This window comes from Pseudomonas sp. 18.1.10 (genome assembly GCF_024655625.1).
Taxonomy (GTDB): Bacteria; Pseudomonadota; Gammaproteobacteria; order Pseudomonadales; family Pseudomonadaceae; genus Aquipseudomonas.
Map to the genome: position 1 here is coordinate 1 of NZ_JANLGL010000117.1, position 18,972 is coordinate 18,972.

The 18,972-nt window shown below is 59.9% G+C and carries 18 protein-coding genes; 7 read left to right on the forward strand and 11 right to left on the reverse strand.

All coding sequences use genetic code 11. The features are described 5' to 3' along the window. Positions 1–81 precede the first annotated feature (81 nt). Complete coding sequence (locus NUV89_RS18895; RefSeq protein WP_257782499.1) at positions 82–645, reverse strand: NAD(P)H nitroreductase; 564 nt, start codon at positions 643–645, stop codon at positions 82–84. A 139-nt stretch (positions 646–784) separates the two neighbouring features. On the opposite strand from NUV89_RS18895, the gene NUV89_RS18900 reads away from it, so the two are divergent. The 4 genes from NUV89_RS18900 (at position 785) to NUV89_RS18915 (ending at position 5,848) form a co-directional block, all read left to right on the forward strand. Further along, positions 785–2,212, forward strand: coding sequence for a di-heme oxidoredictase family protein (locus tag NUV89_RS18900; RefSeq protein WP_257782500.1), 1,428 nt, complete (start codon positions 785–787; stop codon positions 2,210–2,212). A gap of 31 nt (positions 2,213–2,243) precedes the next feature. Beyond that, a complete protein-coding gene (locus NUV89_RS18905; protein ID WP_257782501.1) occupies positions 2,244–3,308 on the forward strand; it encodes an imelysin family protein in 1,065 nt (354 codons plus the stop codon). 2 nt (positions 3,309–3,310) lie between these two features. Continuing rightward, the gene (locus NUV89_RS18910; RefSeq protein WP_257782513.1) at positions 3,311–4,408 is read left to right on the forward strand and encodes a DUF1513 domain-containing protein; all 1,098 of its coding nucleotides are present in this window, start codon (positions 3,311–3,313) and stop codon (positions 4,406–4,408) included. Between the two features lie 267 nt (positions 4,409–4,675). After that, positions 4,676–5,848 (forward strand): hypothetical protein, encoded by a 1,173-nt coding sequence (locus NUV89_RS18915; protein WP_257782502.1) that lies wholly within the window; start codon positions 4,676–4,678, stop codon positions 5,846–5,848. 191 nt (positions 5,849–6,039) lie between these two features. Here NUV89_RS18915 and NUV89_RS18920 read toward each other — a convergent pair whose 3' ends face one another. The 5 genes from NUV89_RS18920 to colR all read right to left on the reverse strand — a co-directional run bounded on the left by NUV89_RS18920 (position 6,040) and on the right by colR (position 9,813). Then, a complete protein-coding gene (locus NUV89_RS18920) occupies positions 6,040–6,267 on the reverse strand; it encodes a hypothetical protein (protein WP_017738089.1) in 228 nt (75 codons plus the stop codon). Continuing rightward, positions 6,264–6,983 carry a lipopolysaccharide kinase InaA family protein gene (locus tag NUV89_RS18925; protein WP_257782503.1) on the reverse strand — a complete coding sequence of 240 codons (720 nt, stop codon included), beginning with the start codon at positions 6,981–6,983 and terminating at the stop codon, positions 6,264–6,266. Before NUV89_RS18925 ends, NUV89_RS18920 begins: the two co-directional genes overlap by 4 nt. A 4-nt stretch (positions 6,984–6,987) precedes the next feature. Continuing rightward, complete coding sequence (locus tag NUV89_RS18930; RefSeq protein WP_257782504.1) at positions 6,988–7,668, reverse strand: class I SAM-dependent methyltransferase; 681 nt, start codon at positions 7,666–7,668, stop codon at positions 6,988–6,990. Between the two features lie 191 nt (positions 7,669–7,859). Continuing rightward, complete coding sequence (locus NUV89_RS18935; RefSeq protein WP_257782505.1) at positions 7,860–9,140, reverse strand: HAMP domain-containing sensor histidine kinase; 1,281 nt, start codon at positions 9,138–9,140, stop codon at positions 7,860–7,862. Further along, positions 9,130–9,813 (reverse strand): two-component system response regulator ColR, encoded by a 684-nt coding sequence (colR, locus tag NUV89_RS18940; protein ID WP_026136965.1) that lies wholly within the window; start codon positions 9,811–9,813, stop codon positions 9,130–9,132. The genes NUV89_RS18935 and colR overlap by 11 nt, the downstream gene beginning before the upstream one ends. A 201-nt stretch (positions 9,814–10,014) precedes the next feature. Between colR and NUV89_RS18945 the strand changes: the two genes are divergently transcribed. Continuing rightward, positions 10,015–11,964: an LTA synthase family protein gene (locus NUV89_RS18945; protein WP_257782506.1), complete on the forward strand. Its 1,950-nt coding sequence runs from the start codon at positions 10,015–10,017 to the stop codon at positions 11,962–11,964. 235 nt (positions 11,965–12,199) lie between these two features. Here the strand turns inward: NUV89_RS18945 and groL are convergent, their stop codons facing one another. The 5 genes from groL to NUV89_RS18970 form a co-directional block, all read right to left on the reverse strand. Continuing rightward, a complete protein-coding gene (groL, locus tag NUV89_RS18950) occupies positions 12,200–13,846 on the reverse strand; it encodes a chaperonin GroEL (protein WP_257782507.1) in 1,647 nt (548 codons plus the stop codon). 50 nt (positions 13,847–13,896) lie between these two features. After that, positions 13,897–14,193 (reverse strand): co-chaperone GroES, encoded by a 297-nt coding sequence (groES, locus tag NUV89_RS18955; protein ID WP_003175874.1) that lies wholly within the window; start codon positions 14,191–14,193, stop codon positions 13,897–13,899. Between the two features lie 247 nt (positions 14,194–14,440). Then, a complete protein-coding gene (locus NUV89_RS18960) occupies positions 14,441–14,917 on the reverse strand; it encodes an FxsA family protein (RefSeq protein WP_257782508.1) in 477 nt (158 codons plus the stop codon). Between the two features lie 66 nt (positions 14,918–14,983). Then, a complete protein-coding gene (locus tag NUV89_RS18965; protein ID WP_257782509.1) occupies positions 14,984–15,715 on the reverse strand; it encodes a HugZ family protein in 732 nt (243 codons plus the stop codon). A gap of 107 nt (positions 15,716–15,822) precedes the next feature. Next, entirely contained in the window at positions 15,823–16,830 is a 1,008-nt protein-coding gene (locus tag NUV89_RS18970) for a DUF481 domain-containing protein (RefSeq protein WP_257782510.1), read from the reverse strand. 194 nt (positions 16,831–17,024) lie between these two features. Here NUV89_RS18970 and NUV89_RS18975 point away from each other — a divergent pair, with 194 nt between their 5' ends. Together NUV89_RS18975 and NUV89_RS18980 are read left to right on the forward strand one after the other, a co-directional pair. Next, entirely contained in the window at positions 17,025–17,339 is a 315-nt protein-coding gene (locus NUV89_RS18975; RefSeq protein WP_374684518.1) for an MGMT family protein, read from the forward strand. Between the two features lie 43 nt (positions 17,340–17,382). Further along, positions 17,383–18,915 (forward strand): AmpG family muropeptide MFS transporter, encoded by a 1,533-nt coding sequence (locus NUV89_RS18980; protein WP_257782512.1) that lies wholly within the window; start codon positions 17,383–17,385, stop codon positions 18,913–18,915. Positions 18,916–18,972 lie beyond the last annotated feature (57 nt).

The window sequence follows — 18,972 nt, forward strand, 5'->3', positions numbered from 1 at the left end:
GCGGCGTGTCAGTCAATTCATCTCTGACTGATCCACCGCTTTCGCGAGCAAGCCCGCTCCCACATTTAGATCACCTTGACCTTAAAGACCAGACCAGGCTTGCACAAACGCCGCCACATCTTCCTTCGCCGCCGTCCGCGGCGGGTTCTGCGGCGTACCCAGGTACAGGAAGCCAATCACTTCCTCACCTTCCGTCAGCCCCAAGCCTTTGGCGACGTGGGCCGAGTAGGACAATTCACCGGTGCGCCACACCGCCCCAATCCCCTGGGCATACGCCGCCAGCAGGATGCCATGGGCCGCACAACCGGCCGCCAGCAACTGCTCGGATTTCGGCACCTTGAAGTGTTCCTGCAAGCGCGCAATCACCACCACCACCAACGGTGCACGCAGCGGGCCGTTCTGGGCCTTGTCGATCACCGCTTGCGGGGCGTCGGCGTCTTGCAGGCGGGCGGCCTCGGCCAACAGCGTGCCCATCTGCTCGCGGGCAGCGCCTTCCACCGTGAGGAAGCGCCACGGGCGCAGTTGGCCATGGTCTGGCGCACGCAGGGCGGCGGCGAACAGCACGTCGCGCTGTTCCTGGGTCGGTGCCGGTTCCAGCAGGCGCGGCACGGAAACACGGTTGAGCAAAGCGTCGAGAGCCTGCATTGGCCACCTCCAGAAAAAAATGTGCGGCCATTCTAGCGGGAATGCAGCGCCCCCCACCAAACGATAATTGCTCTTATTCCTTGCGCCCTGCCCTGTTAGACTTTGCCACCTTATTTTTGCCCTTCGTTCAGGAAACGCGATGTCCCGTTGGCTTTTTCGCCTGTCCGCTGCATTGCTGGCCTTGAGCCTGACTGCCTGCGACGACGCGCCCCGGTTTACCAAGGCCGAGCCGGGTGAGTCGCGGGCGGGCGGCGCGGCGACCGTGAACAAGCGCGACCAGAACGCGTTTTCCCTGCCGTCGGCCAACCTGTCGCCCACCCGCCGCCTGGATTTCAGCGTCGGCAACAGCTTCTTTCGCAGCCCCTGGGTGATCGCGCCGTCCACCACCACCGCGCGTGATGGCCTGGGCCCGCTGTTCAACACCAATGCCTGCCAGAACTGCCATATCAAGGACGGTCGCGGCCATCCGCCGTTACCCGATGCGGCGAATGCGGTGTCGATGCTGGTGCGCCTGTCCATCCCGGACGCCCCGGCCTACGCCAAGGCCATCGAGCAGATGGGCGTGGTGCCCGAGCCGGTCTACGGCGGGCAATTACAGGACATGGCTGTGCCGGGCGTGCCGCCGGAAGGCAAGGTGCGGGTCGACTACACGCCGGTCAACGTGACGTTCAAGGACGGCACCGTGGTCGAGCTGCGCAAGCCAAACCTGCAAATCACCCAGCTCGGCTACGGCCCGATGCATCCCGATACACGTTTTTCCGCGCGCATTGCCCCGCCGATGATCGGCCTGGGCTTGCTCGAAGCCATCAGCGACGCCGATATCCTGCGCAACACCGACCCCAAGACCGCCGACAAGGAAGCCATCGTCGGCCGGGCGAATCGGGTCTGGGATGACGCACTGCACACCACCGTGCTCGGACGTTTTGGCTGGAAAGCCGGGCAACCAAACCTCAATCAACAAAATGTTCACGCGTTTTCTGGTGATATGGGCCTCACCACTTCACTGAGACCCTTCGATGACTGCACCGATGCCCAAGTCGCCTGCAAACAGGCGCCCAATGGCAATGGCCCCGATGGCGAGCCGGAAGTCAGCGACAACATCCTGCGCCTGGTGCTGTTCTACACCCGCAACCTCGCCGTGCCGGCCCGGCGTGGCGTCAATACGCCTGAGGTGCTGGCCGGCAAGAACCTGTTCTACCAAGCCGGTTGCCAGGGTTGCCACAAGCCCGCGTTCACCACGGCGGCCAATGCCGCCGAACCTGAACTGGCCAGCCAGGTGATCCGCCCCTACAGCGACCTGCTGTTGCACGACATGGGCGAAGGCCTGGCCGACAACCGCAGCGAATTCAAGGCCGGTGGCCGCGACTGGCGCACCGCGCCGTTGTGGGGCATCGGCCTGACGCAAACCGTGAGTGGCCACACCCAGTTTTTGCATGACGGCCGCGCCCGCAACCTGCTGGAAGCCGTGCTGTGGCACGGCGGTGAGGCACAAGCGGCGCAGCAGCATGTGTTGTCCTTTAATGCCGAACAGCGCGCTGCGTTGCTGGCGTTCCTGAATTCTTTATAAGCTTCGCCCCAATTACCGAAGGGAGCTTTACATGTTCCGTCCCAAGTTGTTGTTCACCAGCCTCGCCGCCCTCGCCCTGGGCGCCTGCTCGCCGCAAGACCCGCAAGCGGTGACCTCGGCGGCCATCGCCAAGCAAGTGATCCTGCCGACCTACAGCCGTTGGGTCGAAGCCGACCGCCAACTGGCCGTCAGCGCCCTGGCCTACTGCCAGGGCAAGGAAAGCCTGGACACCGCCCGCGCCGACTTCCTCCACGCGCAAAAGGCTTGGGCCGAGTTGCAACCGCTGCTGATCGGCCCGCTGGCCGAGGGCAACCGTTCGTGGCAGGTGCAGTTCTGGCCGGACAAGAAAAACCTCGTCGGCCGCCAGGTTGAACAGTTGGTCACCGCCCAGCCGCAGATCGATGGCGCCGCACTGGCCAAATCCAGCGTGGTGGTGCAGGGCCTGTCGGCTTACGAATACATCCTCTACGACGCCAAGACCGACATCGCCGACGAAGCCCAGAAGGCCCGCTACTGCCCGCTGCTGGTGGCCATCGGTGACCGCCAGAAGGCCTTGGCCGAAGAGATCCTGGCGAGCTGGAACAGCACCGACGGCATGCTCGCGCAGATGAGCAAGTTTCCGAACCAGCGCTACGCCGATTCCCACGAAGCCATTGCCGATCTGCTGCGCGTCCAGGTGACCGCACTGGATACCCTGAAGAAGAAACTCGGCACGCCGATGGGCCGCCAGACCAAGGGCATCCCGCAGCCGTTCCAGGCCGATGCCTGGCGCAGCCAGTCGTCCCTGCAAAGCCTTGAAGCGAGCCTCGCCGCCGCCCAGACCGTGTGGGTCGGCGTCGACAACAAAGGCCTGCGTGGCCTGCTGCCAGCCGAGCAGAAGCCGTTGGCCGACAAGATCGACGCCGCCTACGCCGCGTCGCTGAAACTGTTCGCCAGCAACCAGCGCACCCTCAACGAACTGTTGGGCGACGATGCCGGGCGCCAACAGCTCAACGACCTCTATGACAGCCTCAACGTCGTCCACCGCCTGCACGAAGGCGAACTGGCCAAGGCGCTGGGCATCCAACTGGGCTTTAACGCCAACGACGGTGACTGATGATGCTCAGGCGACAGGCTTTGGCCGTTGGCAGTGTGCTGCTTAGCGCCCTTACATTGGGTGGCTGGACGCTGTTCAAGCAAAAGGACAAGGGCCCGCTGCTGCTGTCGGCGCGGGATGATGGCGACGGCAAGCACTACGCCGTCGGGTTTCGCCTGGACGGCAAGCAGGTGTTTGCCACCGAGGTTGGCCAGCGTTGCCACGACATCATCAACCACCCGACGCTGCCGATTGCGCTGTTTGTCGCCCGTCGCCCGGGGACCGAGAGCTACCTGATCGACCTGCGTGATGGCACGCTGCTGCAAACCATCACCTCCAAGGCCAATCGCCACTTCTATGGCCACGCGGTCATTCACAAGAGCGGCGACTGGCTGTACGCCACCGAGAACGACACGTCCGACCCCGGCCGTGGTTTGCTCGGCGTGTACCGGTTCGAAGGCGAGCGGCTGGTGCACAGCGGCGAGATCTCCACCCATGGCATCGGCCCGCACCAGGTGTCATGGATGCCCGACGGTGAAACCCTGGTGGTGGCCAACGGCGGCATTCGCACCGAAGCTGAAAGCCGCGTCGAGATGAACCTCAACGCCATGGAACCCAGCCTGGTGCTGATGCACCGCGACGGTACGCTGATAAGCAAGGAAACCCTCGGCCAGCAGATGAACAGCGTGCGCCACATGGGCATCGCCAGTGATGGCACCGTCCTCACCGGGCAGCAGTTCATGGGGCCGTCCCAAGAGCGTTCCGAGTTGCTCGCGATCAAGCGGCCTGGGCAGCCATTCGTGGCGTTCCCGGTGGCCGATGAGCAGTTGCAGGCCATGGGGCACTACACCGCCAGCGTCGCCGTGCACAGCGAGTTGCGCCTGGTGGCGTTGACCGCGCCGCGGGGCAATCGCTTCTTTATCTGGGACATGGACAGCGCTGAGCTGCGCCTGGACGGGCCGCTGCCGGACTGTGCCGGCGTGGGCGCGGTGGCCGATGGGTTTGTCGTGACGTCCGGCCAGGGCCGTTGCCGTTTCTACGACTGCCGCCAAACACCGTTGGTGGCAACACCGTTGGAATTGCCGGCAGGGCTCTGGGATAACCATCTGCATCTGGTCTGACGGCAAGCGGCTCCTCACCTTAAACCGAAAGGCACAGGTCGGATGCCAGGGTCAGCGACAGCGATTTGCTGTCGCGCTTGCTTGATATAAAGGAGGTGAGTGCAAAAGTGAGACAGCTCAGAAACATCTGAACCTAAGTCGAGTTCGTCAAGACTTCTAGAAATAGACGCTACTCGCCATAGGGACTCTCGCACTCCTTGGAACGAATCCAGATCATTTACCACTTAGCTACGTGAACTTAACCATCACACGAGCCTGGAGTAATAAATGATCGACCGTATAACTCTCAGTGCTTTCTCTCAAGCACTTACATCGCCTGCCACAGAAGCACCGTACCGGTTTTCACCCACCGCTGACTATTCTCCCGGAGGAGCGTCAGGCACCGGCAGACCCAATACGCTCGCAAACACTCAACACATACTCGCCTCGCCTCCATCCCACGCCACTGGACGTCCATGGGGAGACAACCGTAGTGCGGATGAAATCGCCAAAAGCGATCCTGAACTGTTGAGTTTTACTTCCAACAGGATCTCGAAAAACTACTTGAAACCGCTCTACCAAAAAGTGGGTGATTTTTCGACTGACAATCACAACACAAAGGATCGGGCAGATGCGATGTACAATCTCTCGCAAGTAATCAGCTACATCACATCAGGCACGCACAGCAAGTCAAGCGGCCCTGGAAAACCGTTGACTGATGGCCATTCTCCCGGACGACATCATCCAGTAAAAAACACAAATTATGAACTATTCAACAACTTTCGTCTTAACGGTTATTCGGCGCTTGAAGACCCAGCACTTGCCTCAAACAACAATGCAAAAGACGATACAACCAAATACAACACGGACAGTGAAAAAACCCAAGCACCTCCAGCAACAACGCCCGTAACCAGTCACACTGATACCGAACGCACAGAACTCAACACTGACGTTGCGCCCACTGGCCCTACTGGAAGACCCGTGGGAGACAAGCGATCAGCAGAGCAAGTACTCAAAGAGAATCTTGAGATTGTAAATAGCCGACCCAGTTCTATTTCGGATGAAGCGTTAACAAAATTTGTAGGCGACTTCACCCCTAACAATCCGGATCCAAATAGTCGCGCAGATGCCGCTTACAACCTGGTGCGCCTGCTCCACTACACTGACTCTGTAACAACCGAACATGCCCGTATAGCCTTAATGGAAGGGAGCGAACCTCGATATAAATACAGAAACAACGGAAAGATTGATGGTGAATTCCAGTCCCCACTTCCTCCTCCCTTAGACGAGACTTCGATTCTCCCTGGCAGTGAGGCGGCCATCCTTTATCGCGCTGTGACCGAAGGATCCTATTCAGTCCTGCCCGCTGACAAATCCGAATACTCCAAGGAAACAAAAAACGCTTACCCTGGAGGTAACGATCTGAAACAGCATGAAAACAATTACAAAGTGACTATCTAGAAGAAACCAAACCTGACGCAAGCGCTTCAAGACAAAACCACTGGAGTGCCTGCCATATGAACCGCTTCGACCACGTGTACAAGATTTAAGGCTGCATCTTAAAAACACTGTAACGGCTACGTTGTGCCACCTTGCAAAACCAAAAAAAAGGCCTCGCAACGCAAGGCCTTTTCATTTCGGCTTTAAACTTATCAACTTTGTGGCCTCATCCCTTGAGACATGCCAAACATAAACAACAGCAACTCATGATCAGGCTTGACCGCCGTACTCGCCTTGGCAACGCGCGGCAGCAAGCACTGCGCACTGCCTTGCACGGCACTGAGGACTTGGGTGCGAGGTTGTTCCCATGCGGCCAGGGCCAGCGCTGCAACGCCCATCGCCCCCACCAGGAACAAACCTCGTGCTATTTCTAGCTTCATCTGGTTAAACCCTTGATAGCGCTGCCAAACGCCGTCTCGTAAAAGTAGCTGAGTTTGTTCCAGTCGGCGCTGCTCCACGACGAATGGCGCCGCAGTTGCTGCATATCGTGGGAAGCCGCCCGATAAGCGGTCAGTCGTTGCCGGCATTTCTCGAAATCCAGCAAGGCAATATCCACGTTGGCCGAGTCGCCGGTACCGGTGACGCGTATAAAAACGTGCTTGGCATACAGGCAACCGTGCTGCCAGCGGCCCTTGTGCATGCGCACCAGTGTTCCGGCCAACTCCTTGAGCACACGTTCGTGGACCAATTCGCCGTACTGCTCGCGGCCACCGGCGGCATACCAGTTTTCGATTTCATCGAAGCCGTCCAGGGCCGCCGTCACCAACAGTGCCTTCCATTGGTGCTCAGGGTCGCGACGCGCCTCGCAAAACACCAGGTCCGGCACCCGCACATCGAGCGCGCGCAGGCCCTTGAGTGCATCACGCTCGCGCAACACGGTCGGGCGTCCAAAGGGATGCAACCAGCTGCGGTAGATATGCCCGGTCTGGCGCTTGCTGTAGAGCAAGCGGCCATTGGGGCCGGTCACCCGTTGCACACCGCTTTCACCGCCGCGCCGACGGTTCGGCTCCTCGACCCACTCGCCCTGCTGGCGCCAGAAAAAATCGAATTTTTCTTCGGGAGCTACGTGACTGCCTGCTACGCACTCAACTGCCATCCTGTTACCTCTTTCTCAATACATACACTCGCCACATGGCATAGAGCGGCATGAAGTCCAGAGATTCCTGAACGCGGAAACCCGCCTGCTCGAATTCGTCTTCAACAGTAGCAGCTGGTAACACAAAGCGATTTTGGTAACCGTCCTGCTCACCTTTGCCACGACGTTTTTCTTCGAGACGCTTACGTTTCCAAGCCTTGAAATTGCCATCGACCCACAGCGAAAGGATCACGCTGTCCCGTGTAACACGCTGAAACTCCCGCAATATCGCGACCCGGTGCACCGGGTCACCAATGTGGTGCAGCAGGCGCATGCAGAAAATGCTGTCCACCGAGTTATCCGGCAAATCGATATCGAAGGCAGATGTCTGCAAGGGCCGTACCCGTTTCACCACATCCGCCGGTTGAGCGGCCATCGCGACCTTCAACATCGACGCGGAATTGTCCGCGCCGATAATCACGCGGTTGGGCTTTTCCGCCAGTAGCGGCCAGAAGCGCCCCGCGCCGCAGGGCAGGTCCAACACCAGGCCAGGCTCGCCGGCCATGGCCAACGCACCACGGGCCAATTGCTCATCGCGTTTGTGGGACAACCGGCGCGCCAGATTGTCCTTGTGCTTGAGCAAATATTCCTGGGCGTGCTGATCGTCGTACTTATCGGAAAATTCGAGCTTGATCGGGGAAGTCATCAACGGATCTCCAGTAGCTGATGCCTACAACCTTAAGCATCCAACTGTGATGATCCGGTCAACTCTTTGTGAAAAACTTGTCCTGTCTAATCCCATACATTTCAAGACTTTACGGACACATTCAGTATCATGTAGCCATCTTCGCCGAAAATCAGAACAGGCTTGCCGCAGCATAACGGCAAGCCTGGCCCTCAGGACTTGACCTGGCGCAGCTCGACGTGAAAGCGGCAGCCGTTGGGTTCCATGGTGCTCAGGCTGACGCTCCAGCCCTGGTTCTCACAGATCCGTTGCACCAACGACAAGCCCAGGCCAAGGCCTTCGCCGCGCTTCTCGCTGCCACGCACAAAGGGCTCGAACATGGCTTCGCGCTTGTCTTCCGGGATGCCTACGCCCGAGTCCTCTACCACAAAACCTTCCGGCTCCAGTGTCAGGCGGATAAAGCCGTGCTCGGTGTAGTGCAGGGCATTGCGCAGCAGGTTGCCCATGACCGCGTGCAGGAACGTCGCGTTGTAGCGCGTGTCCAGCGGGTTGCCCGGCTGATAGATCAGCGCCAGGCCTTTGCGTTCGATCGGCTCGCGCCAGATGTTGAGCAAATCATCCGCCACCTGCTCCAGCGTAACCTGGGGCGACATGCTGCCATCGTCGTGCTGGGCGCGGGCGAGCATGAGGAAGGTCTGCACCAGCTCGCGCATTTCTTCGCAGGCACGGGCGATGCGTTCCACCTGGTTGCGCCCGCGCTGGTCGATGGCCGGGTTTTCCAGCAGCAGTTCGCAGGAACTGGCCAGGACCATCAACGGCGTGCGCAACTCGTGGCTCACATCACTGGTAAACAACTGCTCGCGGGACAGTGCCTGGCGCAGGCGGCCCAGGGTGGCGTCGAACGCCACGGCCAGTTCGCCCACTTCATCGGCCGCGTAGTCCGGCGCCAGGGGCGGTGCCAGGCCGAGCAATTGGTCGCGGTGGCGCACCTGGCGGGCCAGGCGCACCACCGGCGCCATCACTTTGCGCGCCAGCACCCAGCCGAGGAACACCGCCAGTGCCAGGCTGAGCACAAAGCCCACCAGCACCACGGCGAACAGCACACGCTCACGCTCTTCGAAATCGCTTTGATCCTGCAGCAGCACGTAGCGCCGGCCATCCACCACTTCGACCATGGCGTGGTACGACAACGCCTCACGGAACACTTCATGGAAGCCCGGTTCCAGGTGCCGCAGGTCCTTGGGCAACTCGAAATCCCCAGGGCCACCGCTGAAATAAAACAGCTGGTCCGGCTCCGGACGGTGGTTCCAGTCCTCGACGCTGTCCATCAGCAGCAGGCGTTGCAAATCGCCGCCGAGGCCCGCCGAGATCAGTTTCTCTTCCACCAAGTGCACGGTGGCGACGATGCCCATGGCGAAGGCCCCCGCCACCAACGCACTCATCAAGGCAAAGGCGATGATGATCCGCTGGGCAAGGCTTTGCTTAAACTCCATCACGCCCCTCGGCCAGGCGATAACCGACGCCGTGCACCGTTTGCAGCAACGGCTTGGCGAACGGTTTGTCGATCACTTGGCGCAATTGATGGACGTGGCTGCGCAGGCTGTCGCTGTCCGGGCAGTCGTCTCCCCACAGGGCTTCTTCAAGGATTTCGCGGCGCAGGACGTGCGGGCTCTTTTGCATCAGCACCGCCAGCAATTTCAGGCCGACCGGGTTGAGCTTGAGCAGGCGCCCTTCGCGGGTGACTTCCAGGGTATCGAGGTCGTAGCTCAGGTCTGCCACTTGCAGGGCACGGCGGCCGCCACCCTGGGCGCGGCGCAGCACGGCTTCGATGCGTGCGGCCAATTCCGAGAGGGCGAAGGGTTTGAGCAGGTAGTCATCGGCGCCGGACTTGAAGCCCTGCAGCCGGTCATCCAATTGGTCGCGGGCGGTGAGCATGATTACCGGCGTGTCGCGGCGTGCGTCTTCGCGCAGGCGCTTGCACAGGGTGTAGCCATCGATGCCGGGCAGCATGATGTCGAGCACGATCAGGTCGTAATGCTCGGTGGCGGCCAGGTGCAGGCCCGACAAACCGTCCTGCGCACAGTCCACGGTATAGCCTTTGAGCCCCAGGTAATCGGCCAGGTTGGCCAGAATATCGCGGTTGTCTTCAACCAATAGAATTCGCATGGGCAGTGTCTCCGTACGCGGTAACGGCCGTGTTGGCTCGCGCAGCTTAAGGCCAAGTGTGGCTCAGGGATAGACCTGCAAGGCCCATCGATACAGGTTTTCAACCGATATTTCAGTTGAACGAGATTTTCACTATAGCTTCACAAACTGACTACAGTGTCAGGGCGAAGATCGCCGCCCATCGATATAAGGAAGTTGGACATGGGGTTTCTCAAAACAGCGCCTATGCGCTATTTGCTGTTGGTAACCGGTGCCTGGCTCGCCGTTTTCCTGCTCACGCGCGGCGTGTTGCTCATCACCCACCTGGACGAAGTCAGCGGCAACCTGCTGCCGGTGTTTGGCGTGGGCCTGCTGTACGACCTGGGTTTCCTCGCCTATGCCGCGCTGCCGCTGGGCTTGTACCTGCTGCTCTGCCCGCCTGCGCTGTGGCGTCGCCGAGGTCATCGCTGGTTTCTGCAAGCGGTGCTCACGGTCAGCCTGTTCGCGATGCTGTTTACCTCGGTCGCCGAATGGTTGTTCTGGGATGAGTTCGGCGTGCGCTTCAACTTTATCGCCGTCGATTACCTGGTGTACTCCGACGAGGTGCTGAACAACCTGCTGGAGTCCTACCCCATCGGCAAGCTGCTCAGCCTGCTGGCGATGCTGGCGATTGTGTTGAGCCTGCTCCTGCGCAAACCCTTCAACGCGACAATGAATGCGCCGCTGCCGCCACTGCGTGGGCGCCTGCTGAATGCGCTGGGCCTGTTGGTGATCGCCGGCCTCAGCCTGCAACTGATAAGCCAGGACAGCCCGCGCACCCAGGGCGGCAATGCCTACAACAACGAACTGGCCAGCAACGGCCCGTATCAGTTTTTCGCCGCATTCCGTAACAACGAACTGGACTACCCACAGTTCTACAAAACCCTGCCCACCGAGGTGATCGCCAAGCAGTTGCGTGCCGAGCTCAGTGAGCCCAACGCGCGCTTTATCGGCAAAGACCCGCTGGATATCCGCCGGGCCATCGACAACCCCGGCACGTTGCGCAAACCCAACATTGTGCTGGTGACCATCGAAAGCTTCAGCGCCAAGTACATGGGCAGCAACGGTGATGAGCGCAACCTCACGCCCAACCTCGATGCGCTGCGCAAGCAAAGCCTGTACTTCAACAACTTCTATGCCACCGGCACGCGCACCGACCGTGGGCTGGAGGCGATCACCCTGGCGATCCCGCCGACGCCCGGCCGCTCCATCGTCAAGCGCATTGGCCGTGAAAGCGGTTTCGCCAGCCTCGGCCAGCAACTCAGCGCCGTTGGCTACGACAGTGTGTTCGTCTACGGCGGGCGTGGTTACTTCGACAACATGAACGCGTTTTTCAGCGGCAACGGTTATCGGGTCGTCGACCAGAGCAGCGTGCCAGAAGCGGAAATCTCGTTTAAAAACGCCTGGGGCATGGCCGACGAAGACCTCTACAAGCAAACCCTGAAACTGGCGGATGCCGACTACGCCAAGCAGCAGCCGTTCTTGCTGCAACTGATGACCACGTCCAACCATCGCCCCTACACCTACCCGGACGGGCGTATCGACATCAAATCCGGCAACGGCCGCGATGGCGCGGTGAAGTACACCGACCACGCCATCGGTGAATTCCTCGCCGCCGCACGCCAGAAGCCCTGGTTCGACAACACGATCTTCGTGTTTGTGGCCGACCACACCGCTGGCAGCGCGGGCAAGGAAGACCTGCCCATCAGCAACTACCAGATTCCGCTGTTCGTCTATGGGCCAAAGCTGATCGACGCCGGGGAAAACGCGCAACTGGCCAGCCAGATCGACCTGGCGCCAACGCTGCTGGGGTTGCTTAACCTGAGTTACGAATCGACGTTTTTCGGCCGCAACCTGTTGCAAGACAATCCACTGCCGCCGCGCGTGGTGGTCGGCAACTATCAGCACCTGGGTTTGTTTGACGGCAAGGACCTGGCGATTCTCAGCCCACGCCTGGGCTTGCGCCGCCACGACCAGGCGCTGGGTGAAAGCCAGGAGTTGCGTGTGGGCAGTGATGATCCGTTGATTCAGCGGGCGATTACCTACTATCAGGGCGCCAGTTATGGGTTCAAGCAGCAGTTGTTGAGCTGGAAGGGGATCAAGGAGGCGAGCCCGCAGTTGAGCACACGCTAAGGCACGGGAGCTGGCTTACGGGGGCTGGCTTGTGTGGGAGCTGGCTTGCCTGCGATAGCATCACCTCGGTTCTACTGATACACCGAGTTGCCTGCATCGCAGGCAAGCCAGCTCCCACATTACCCAGTCCCACAGTTTGATGGGTGAAGCATTCAAGACACTGGCCTCAAGCCATAAAAAAGCCCCGCCTGCATCACTGCAGGCGGGGCTTTTTCAGTACGGGGGTAAGGCTGGCTTACATCATGCCGCCCATGCCACCCATGCCGCCCATGTCTGGCATGCCGCCGCCAGCGCCGGAGTCTTTCTTCGGTGCATCAGCAATTGCAGCTTCAGTGGTCAGGATCAGGCCACCGATGGAGGCTGCTGCTTGCAGCGCAGAACGGGTTACCTTGGTAGGGTCCAGGATGCCCATTTCGATCATGTCGCCGTAGACGCCAGTCGCAGCGTTGTAACCGTAGTTACCTTTGCCGTTCTTGACTTCGTTGACAACAACGCTTGGCTCGTCGCCGGAGTTGGCGGCGATCTGGCGCAGTGGCGCTTCTACAGCGCGACGCAGTACAGCGATACCGACGTTCTGGTCAGCGTTGTCGCCGGTCAGAGTAGTCAGAGCTTCCAGAGCACGGATCAGCGCAACGCCACCGCCAGGTACCACGCCTTCTTCAACGGCTGCACGGGTAGCATGCAGGGCGTCTTCAACGCGGGCTTTCTTCTCTTTCATTTCTACTTCGGAACCCGCGCCAACCTTGATCACTGCAACGCCGCCAGACAGCTTGGCCAGGCGCTCTTGCAGTTTTTCACGGTCGTAGTCGGACGAAGTTTCGGCAACCTGGGCGCGGATCTGGGTGATGCGCGACTGGATGTCAGTTTCATCGCCAGCACCGTCAACGATGATGGTGTTTTCCTTGGAGATGGTCACGCGCTTGGCGCTGCCCAGGTTTTCCAGGGTGGCGCTTTCCAGGCTCAGGCCGATCTCTTCGGAGATCACGGTACCGCCGGTCAGAACAGCGATGTCCTGCAGCATGGCCTTGCGACGGTCGCCGAAGCCTGGAGCCTTGACGGCTGCAACCTTGACGATGCCACGCATGTTGTTCACAACCAGAGTCGCCAGGGCTTCGCCTTCAACGTCTTCGGAAACGATCAGCAGTGGACGGCCGGCTTTGGCAACGGCTTCCAGCACTGGCAGCATTTCGCGGATGTTCGAGATCTTTTTGTCGACCAGCAGGATCAGCGGGCTGTCCAGCTCGGCAACCATGGTGTCTGGCTTGTTGACGAAGTACGGGGACAGGTAGCCACGGTCGAACTGCATGCCTTCTACAACCGACAGTTCGTTTTCCAGGCCAGTGCCTTCTTCAACGGTAATCACGCCTTCTTTACCGACTTTTTCCATGGCTTCGGCAATGATGTCGCCGATGGAGCTGTCGGAGTTGGCGGAGATGGTGCCAACCTGAGCGATCGCCTTGGTGTCAGCGCAAGGCTTGGACAGGTTTTTCAACTCGGCAACGATGGCGATGGTCGCCTTGTCGATACCACGCTTCAGGTCCATCGGGTTCATGCCGGCAGCGACGGCTTTGTAGCCTTCGTTGACGATTGCTTGAGCCAGCACGGTAGCGGTGGTGGTGCCGTCGCCTGCGTCATCGTTGGCACGGGAGGCAACGTCTTTGACCAGCTGCGCGCCCATGTTTTCGAAACGGTCTTCCAGTTCGATTTCTTTGGCGACGGAAACGCCGTCCTTGGTGATGGTCGGAGCGCCGAAGCTCTTCTCGATAATCACGTTACGGCCTTTCGGGCCCAAGGTCGCTTTTACTGCGTCAGCCAGGACGTTGACACCGGTGAGCATTTTTTTACGGGCGGAATCGCCGAATTTAACTTCTTTAGCAGCCATGATCGATATTCCTTAAATACTTTGTAGTAACGGGAAAATGAGCGGGGAAATCAGTCTTCCAGAACGGCGAGAATCTCGTTCTCAGCCATAACCAACAGATCTTCGCCATCAACTTTCACAGTGTTGCTGCCGGAGTAAGGGCCGAATACAACCTTGTCACCGACTTTAACGGCCAGCGCACGCACATCACCGTTTTCCAGAGTCTTGCCTGGGCCTGCAGCGACGATCACACCGTGGTTGGCTTTTTCAGCAGCCGAACCTGGCAGAACGATACCGCCAGCGGTTTTCTTTTCTTCTTCGCTGCGACGGATTACGACGCGGTCGTGCAGAGGACGAAGCTTGCTCATTGTCGATCTCTCCTAATTGTGTTTTTCATCGGCCGGTATCAGTACCGGCGGGTTGTATTCCGGCTGTGCCGGTCACGCCTCGCCAAGCAAGACGCGGAAGTCTGTCTGGTGTCGCCACCAGAAACCTTGCGGTGACCGATACATAAGGGCGCATAAGCTTATTACAAGGGGCCTCGGCGGAAATTTTTTACCTGTGCCGACGGCTGAAAGCAACACGGCACCCAGAGGTGCCGTGCCAGTGAAGCGGTTATTTGCTGTCGCGGTGTTCGAACTCGCCTTCGATCACATCACCTTCACGCCCCAGAGGTTGGCGCGGGGCCGGGCCGCCACGGGGTTGCAGGTCGTCGGCGAACGCACGCTGGCGCAGAGCAGCCTCTTCGGCACGCTGGCGCATCTTGCCGGCGAGCAGCTTGCGCGAGAACGGCAACAACAGCAGCAGGCCGATCACGTCGCTGATGAAACCCGGCAGGATCAACAGGCCACCGGCCAGGGCCATCATCAGGCCTTCAAGCATGGTCTGGGCTGGCAGTTCGCCACGATTCAGGCTTTCACGGGCACGCAGTGCCGTGGCCAGGCCGGCGACGCGCAGCACCAACACGCCAAGCATCGAGCCGAGAATAATCAGCAGCAAGGCCGGGAAAAACCCGATCGCACCGCTGACTTGAACAAAGACGAACAGCTCCAACACTGGAAATAGCAGAAAGAGCAATAAAAAAGGGCGCATCAACTGGTTCCTCAACGCAAGAATGCCTTGCTAGTCCACCTTAGATGACGTCGCCGTTTCGTGAATTCAAGCGCTGGCCGTGGTTTTTTTCGGCCAGACCTCGGCGTGAGCCAATGAAACCAGGGCTTCGCGCACTTGTGTCGGCGTGTTGCAAGAGTCCGCAAACGGCAGCCAGTGCAACGACTGGCCGATACGCAAGTGCATGCCCTCGCTGTCGATACCGGCCAACTGCGCGGGCTCGAAGGTGGGCAAGCCGGTCAAGGCGACATAATGGGCAATGGCCTTGGTGTGATCGCTGTTCATGTGTTCGATCATGCTGCGCTCGGCCTTGCCGGCGAACGGGTTGGCCAGGGTGAGTTGATCGACCCAGTGAATCGCGCCAAACCCGCCGATGTAACGATGGCGTACCGGCTTGAGCACCCAGAAGTCAAAGTCATGGGCCTTGTGGTAGTTGGCCGAGTCGGGGAAGTAGCGGTAATAACGCTCTGCCGCCGCTTCAATCGCAGCCGGGTCTTCGACCTTCTCGGCTTCGCCCAGGTAGGTCAGGCGCCCTACCGCTTGCACGTCGTCCGCCTCGCGCTCGCCGACCAGCAGCGAACACTTGGGGTCTTTTTGCAGGTTATGGGTGTGCTGGGCGATGCGGCTAATCAAGATCAGCGGGCGGCCCTGCTCGTCGAGGCAGTAGGGCACCACTGAGCCGAAAGGAAACCCGGGCATGGCCTTGGACAGTGTGGAGAGAGCCCCACGGTATTCCTTGAGCAACAGCTCTCGGGCGTTCTTGGCAACCTGTGCGCTCAACGTATGACTCCTCGGGGTATTCAGCCGCCCATGGCATATGGGAATGGATCTCAACACAAGGTAATCAATATCCGCAGAGGTTGCCAAGCAGGTTTTGTTCGGCCTTGTTACCAGGCCACGCCAAAACCCGCGGTGTAGCGGGTCTTGCTCAGGCTGCTGTCGGAGTCGCCACTGATAATGTCGCGCTCGGCCTTGAGGTTGAGGGACGCCCATTCGGTGACTTTGTAGCGCAGGCCCATTTCCGCATCCAGGGAGTAGTCGATCGGCCCATCCACCGGCTTGCCCACTTCACCGGTGGTGAAGAATTCAACGGTCTTGCCCACCAGGTAGCGGTTGTAGTTCCACTTCATGGCCAGCGAATAGAAATGGTCCTTGCCGCCCTCGGAATACTCGTAATCGGTGCGGTTGACCAGGGAACCGAGGGAGAACGCGCCCAGTTCATCATCCCAGAACTGGTAGCCCGGGCCGGTACCGACGGTGCGCTGGCGCGACAGGTCTTCAACCTTGTCACGCTTGTAGGTCAAACGGCCCTGCCAGAACCAGTGCTCGGTGATAAACCGGTCCAGGTCATATTCCAGCGCCCAGTTGTCGGTGGTGGTCACGTCATCCTGGAACTCGCGGTTGTACTCGCCCTGCCCGGTGTGACGCCACTGGCCATGACGGGCAGAGGTCTTGAAGTCGATGTCGTAGTCGTTGGTGTCTTTTTCCGCGCGCTTGTAGTCCAGCGCCAGGTCGACATTGCCCTTCCACACCAGGTCTTCGATCACCGGCTTGGGCTTGATGATCTGCTGGATACTGGCCAACTCGACGGTCTTCGGCGCCTCACCGTTGGCCAACACCACCTTGCCGTCTTCCGCCGCTTTCAACGACTTGGCCTTCTCGCCGGTGTAGGCGTCCTGCTTGACCAGCAACTCCTGGTCGCTCTCCAGGGTTTTCACCTGTTTCCAGTCAATCGGGATGGCCCCTGCGTAGTCGGTCTGAATCAGCAATTTGCCCCCGTCGAAGACTTTGATCTTGCCGCTCAGGCGATCACCGTTTTTCAACCAGACGGTGTCAGCCAGCAAGGGCGTGGAGGCGCTGAAAACAGCAAGGCACAGCAGGGTTCTGGACAACATAAGCGGATTCGTGGCTCAAGATGGGCGAAAAAGGGCGCGTTATCGTGTTAGATAGCTAGGACTGACTCAAGGATTAAAATTGAGTTCAATTCTCATCGGCATGTTTACAGACGTTTCTTACAATCAGACCGAAGATCTCAACGGATGCACCCACAGTGAACCAACCCGCCGACACCCCGCAGAGCCCCGCCGAAATGCGCCGCACCGCGCTGTACCTGACGCTGGCCCAGGTGCCCGCAGGCTGCGTGGTGAGTTACGGCGAGCTGGCACAGCTGGCCGGACTGGGCCGCGCGGCGCGCTGGGTCGGGCGCACGTTGAGCCAGTTACCGCAAGACACACGGCTGCCCTGGCACCGGGTGCTGGCTGCCGGTGGTCGGATAAGCCTGCCGGTAGGCAGTGCCTCGGGCGATGAACAACGTGCGCGTTTACGCGACGAAGGTGTCAGTATCCTGAACAATCGCGTGGATATTCAGCGTCATGGCTGGCGCCCGGTAGAGCACAGCGGTTAGAGTGCGCGCTTTGTTTTCGCAATCCTGAGGCAGACTCCAGCCCATGCCCCGTAAAACCTGGCGCGCCGCGCTCGCCGCCTATGCCAGCCCCTCGACATTAGTCCTGTTGTTGCTCGGCTTTGCCGCCGGCTTGCCTTACATGTTGGTGTTCTCGACGCTTTCGGTGTGGCTGCGTGAGGCCGGTGTGGCCCGCGAGACCATCGGCTATGCGAGCCTGATCGGTTTGGCGTACGCCTTCAAATGGGTCTGGTCGCCGCTGCTCGATCAGTGGCGCCTGCCAATCCTCGGCAAACTCGGGCGGCGGCGCTCCTGGCTGGTGCTTGCCCAGTCGCTGGTGATCCTTGGATTGATCGGCATGGGCTTCTGCGATCCGCAGAAACACCTGTCCTGGCTGATAGCCATCGCCGTGGTCGTGGCCTTCGCGTCGGCCACCCAGGATATTGCGGTGGACGCCTACCGCCTGGAAATTGCCGACGACAGCCGCCAGGCCGCCCTCGCCGCCAGCTATATGTCCGGCTACCGCATCGCCGCCCTGCTGGCCACCGCCGGCGCACTGTTCTTTGCCGAAGGCTTCGGCTCTACCGGCTTCAACTATCAACATTCGGCATGGCTCGGCACCTATGTGCTGTTCGGCGTATTGATGGTGCCCGCGCTGCTGACCACCCTGTTCATGCGCGAACCGAATGTGCCACTGCGCACCCAGTTGCAGGCCGGGCGCTACAGCTTTGTGCACCAGTTGGTCTCGGTGTTCGTGCTGATTGTGCTGCTGGTGTCGGTGCCGGCGATGTTCACCCAGCTGTACAACACCGATTTCGAGAGCGTGTTGTTCCACGGCATGAGCCTGTGGGACCTGCTGATGGACGACCGCGCGTTCCTGCGGGCCATCCTTTATATCACCCTCACCGCACTGTGCCTCTCGGCCATGGGCCGCCGCGGCCTGGCGCCGGTGCTGACGCCGGTCAACGACTTCATCCTGCGTTACCGCTGGCAGGCACTGTTGCTGCTCGGGCTGATTGCCACCTACCGCATGTCCGACACGGTGATGGGCGTGATGGCCAACGTGTTCTACATCGACCAGGGCTTTACCAAGGACCAGATTGCCGGGGTCAGCAAGATCTTCGGCCTGATAATGACCCTGCTCGGCGCCGGCATGGGCGGCTTGCTGATTGTGCGGTTTGGCATCCTGCCGATCCTGTTTATCGGCGGTGTGTTCTCGGCCGGTACCAACCTGCTGTTCGTCGCGCTGGCCGACATGGGCCCGGACCTGCAGATGCTGATCTTCACCATTTCCCTGGATAACTTCAGCTCGGGCATGGCGACCTCGGCGTTTGTCGCCTACTTGTCGAGCTTGACCAACCTGAAGTTCTCCGCCACCCAATACGCCTTGCTCAGCTCGATCATGCTGCTGCTGCCACGCCTGATCGGCGGGTATTCGGGGGTGATGGTGGAGAAGTTCGGTTATCACAATTTCTTCCTGATTACCTGCCTGCTGGGTGTGCCGACGCTGTTTCTGATTGCGTTGCATTGGTTCCAGGAGAATCGGCGGGCGCGGTTGAATCCTGCCCAAGAAGACTGACCTTGTGGGAGCGGGCTTGCTCGCGAATGCGGAGTGTCAGTCGCTAAATCTTTTGCT

Coding starts and splice junctions, on each gene's coding strand:
- NUV89_RS18895 (WP_257782499.1), bottom strand. CDS start 645: ATGCAGGCTCTCGACGCTTTGCTCAACCGTGTTTCCGTGCCGCGCCTG.
- NUV89_RS18900 (WP_257782500.1), top strand. CDS start 785: ATGTCCCGTTGGCTTTTTCGCCTGTCCGCTGCATTGCTGGCCTTGAGC.
- NUV89_RS18905 (WP_257782501.1), top strand. CDS start 2,244: ATGTTCCGTCCCAAGTTGTTGTTCACCAGCCTCGCCGCCCTCGCCCTG.
- NUV89_RS18910 (WP_257782513.1), top strand. CDS start 3,311: ATGCTCAGGCGACAGGCTTTGGCCGTTGGCAGTGTGCTGCTTAGCGCC.
- NUV89_RS18915 (WP_257782502.1), top strand. CDS start 4,676: ATGATCGACCGTATAACTCTCAGTGCTTTCTCTCAAGCACTTACATCG.
- NUV89_RS18920 (WP_017738089.1), bottom strand. CDS start 6,267: ATGAAGCTAGAAATAGCACGAGGTTTGTTCCTGGTGGGGGCGATGGGC.
- NUV89_RS18925 (WP_257782503.1), bottom strand. CDS start 6,983: ATGGCAGTTGAGTGCGTAGCAGGCAGTCACGTAGCTCCCGAAGAAAAA.
- NUV89_RS18930 (WP_257782504.1), bottom strand. CDS start 7,668: ATGACTTCCCCGATCAAGCTCGAATTTTCCGATAAGTACGACGATCAG.
- NUV89_RS18935 (WP_257782505.1), bottom strand. CDS start 9,140: ATGGAGTTTAAGCAAAGCCTTGCCCAGCGGATCATCATCGCCTTTGCC.
- colR (WP_026136965.1), bottom strand. CDS start 9,813: ATGCGAATTCTATTGGTTGAAGACAACCGCGATATTCTGGCCAACCTG.
- NUV89_RS18945 (WP_257782506.1), top strand. CDS start 10,015: ATGGGGTTTCTCAAAACAGCGCCTATGCGCTATTTGCTGTTGGTAACC.
- groL (WP_257782507.1), bottom strand. CDS start 13,846: ATGGCTGCTAAAGAAGTTAAATTCGGCGATTCCGCCCGTAAAAAAATG.
- groES (WP_003175874.1), bottom strand. CDS start 14,193: ATGAGCAAGCTTCGTCCTCTGCACGACCGCGTCGTAATCCGTCGCAGC.
- NUV89_RS18960 (WP_257782508.1), bottom strand. CDS start 14,917: ATGCGCCCTTTTTTATTGCTCTTTCTGCTATTTCCAGTGTTGGAGCTG.
- NUV89_RS18970 (WP_257782510.1), bottom strand. CDS start 16,830: ATGTTGTCCAGAACCCTGCTGTGCCTTGCTGTTTTCAGCGCCTCCACG.
- NUV89_RS18975 (WP_374684518.1), top strand. CDS start 17,025: ATGCGCCGCACCGCGCTGTACCTGACGCTGGCCCAGGTGCCCGCAGGC.
- NUV89_RS18980 (WP_257782512.1), top strand. CDS start 17,383: ATGCCCCGTAAAACCTGGCGCGCCGCGCTCGCCGCCTATGCCAGCCCC.